3 protein-coding genes are annotated in these 2,171 nt (G+C 47.9%); 1 reads left to right on the forward strand and 2 read right to left on the reverse strand.

The window, feature by feature from the left end; genetic code table 11:
• Window positions 1-261 precede the first annotated feature (261 nt).
• The gene (locus DT343_RS18360) at window positions 262-819 is read right to left on the reverse strand and encodes a hypothetical protein (RefSeq protein ID WP_220116849.1); all 558 of its coding nucleotides are present in this window, start codon (window positions 817-819) and stop codon (window positions 262-264) included.
• A complete protein-coding gene (locus tag DT343_RS18365) occupies window positions 780-1,172 on the reverse strand; it encodes a GHMP family kinase ATP-binding protein (protein WP_220116850.1) in 393 nt (130 codons plus the stop codon). Before DT343_RS18365 ends, DT343_RS18360 begins: the two co-directional genes overlap by 40 nt.
• Window positions 1,173-1,293: 121 nt before the next feature.
• On the opposite strand from DT343_RS18365, the gene DT343_RS18370 reads away from it, so the two are divergent.
• Window positions 1,294-2,109 carry a DUF4198 domain-containing protein gene (locus tag DT343_RS18370; protein WP_112863902.1) on the forward strand — a complete coding sequence of 272 codons (816 nt, stop codon included), beginning with the start codon at window positions 1,294-1,296 and terminating at the stop codon, window positions 2,107-2,109.
• Window positions 2,110-2,171 lie beyond the last annotated feature (62 nt).

The raw sequence follows: 2,171 nt of genomic DNA on the forward strand, positions 1-2,171 counted from the left end.
AAAGAGGGCGCTCAGAAATCCGTGTCGATTTAATTAAAGACTCATCATCTCATCTAAGCAACCAGGAAATGGAATGCTATAGTTAATTCAGATCAAATAAAGACACGGTTTTTGTATGTTAGCTCGCACAATAGTAGAGCTTGATATTTTTAGGCGTGCAACTTTGTCATGAATTGACTATATTGAGAAGCATCATCTTTATTGAGAAGCATCATCTTTATTGAGAAGCATCATCTTTATTGAGAAGCATCATCTTTTTCACTAGCCATATTCATTTCTGATAATACGCAGCCCTTGCGCAGCGATCTGCACTGCTTGATGTTGCGCGGGTGTGCGTTCGGCAAAAGCGATAATGCAGTCGCCTAAGCCGCTGCCGCTGATTTTCGCTGCCGCCGCGCAATCTTGCACCGCCGCCAAATGTGCCGCCTGTACCGCATCGCAGACGCCTAATTCTTGCATTAATATTTGATAAGCGTTTAAGTGTTGATAAAACAGCAGCCAATTCTGCTGTGCCGCTGCATGTGCTGCTGCTTGACTGACTGCCCCCATTCGCTGATACAACTCTGCATACGCGTCAGGTTTTTCCTCCGCTGCTGCTGCTAGCGTCGCCAGTACTTCGGCGGTCGGTGTTTTATATCCCGCATAGCGCACGCTTAAAGACAAAGACGGTAGGGGCAAAGATTGTACTGATAATGCAGGCGATGGCGAATACGCCAACATGCCGCCCCAAATGCTTGCTGCCAAATCCGCACCGCTGCCGCGTTTTTGAATCTCCAAAATTACCTCATGCGCCGCACGGTGCAAGGCGGCATTATCCATCTCTTTTTCCGGACAGCGGACAAAGCCGCAAGCGTCGCGACTGTTACTGCCGCTGAAGAACCGAAACCTAGTAAAGGATCAATCTCGCTCTTAATCACCATATCTAGCCCCGTATACGGCAGTTGGCGGCGTACAGCTGCCAAAACAAAGCGCAGTTTGGGTTCTTCTTTCAATGCCGATAAAGGTGCTTCATATTGCGCTAACGCGCTGTTAATGCGCAGTATATTATCGCTGCGCTTGGTAATGCCGACGCACACATATTGCGCCACCGCGCAGACTAGCGCAGATTGACCGTAAACCACCGCATGTTCGCCGCAAATCATTAAAGAACCGGGGACAATCGCTTTAATCATTCTTTACTCCTGATATTATCTGTGCATAGTGTAACCATTTATGTATGTGATGCAGAAAAAACTTGCAAGAATTTCTGCAACAATATAACATTTGAAAGATTGAAACACATACGGAGTTAATATGAAAAAAGTACTAGCCCTGACAATGGCGGCGATGTTTAGCCTGCCGAGCCTTGCCCATGAAGTATGGGTCGATGCAGGACACACCCATGGCGGCGAAATTCTCAAAGCTAGCCTTGGTTACGGCGATTTCCCCGATTTAGCCGACATTCCGGAAGAGCGTATGCATATCTTCAAAAAACCGATGCAGCTCATCGGTTCGGAAGGCAAAATCGACATGGTGCGCAGTGAGAAGCGCAATATCTATTTCACTTCGCCTGAAGAAATCAAAGATGGCAGCTACCTGCTGACCGCAGAATACAGCCCGACTTTTTGGTCGAAAAACGCCAAAGGCTGGAAACAGGAAAATCTAAAGCAAATGCCTGATGCCACCTACTGCGAACAAACCCGTATGTACGGCAAAATGGTACTTAATGCAGGACATGAAAGTGCAGATACTGCGGTGGTAACCAAACCTGTCGGTCAAGGTTTGGAAATCGTGCCGCAAGACAATCCTGCCAATATCATTATCGGTGAAGGCTTTCCGCTGAAAGTCTATTTCAATGGCGAACCTTTGGAAGGCGCGACCGTCGTCGGCACCTTCTCCGGCTTTACGACCAAAGATCCGAACGACAAAATTCACAAACTCGAGCCGCAAGCCTTCTCCGACACCACGCGTCCGGACGGCAGTCTGCAATTCTATCCCTTGCGCAAAGGCTTTTGGAAACTCCGCGTCGTGCATAAATCCGACTATCCGGATCAAAGCGAATGCCAAAAACTGGCTAGCTATGCGACTTTAACCTTTATGGTTGAAGACGCGCACGATCATCATCACTAATCCGCACACAGCGTGATTAAGACAAAGAAGTCCTTCCCTAATTTGGCACGCAATTGCGTGCC

This window comes from Brevundimonas vesicularis (assembly GCF_900445985.1).
GTDB classification, from domain to species: domain Bacteria; phylum Pseudomonadota; class Alphaproteobacteria; order Caulobacterales; family Caulobacteraceae; genus Brevundimonas; species Brevundimonas vesicularis_D.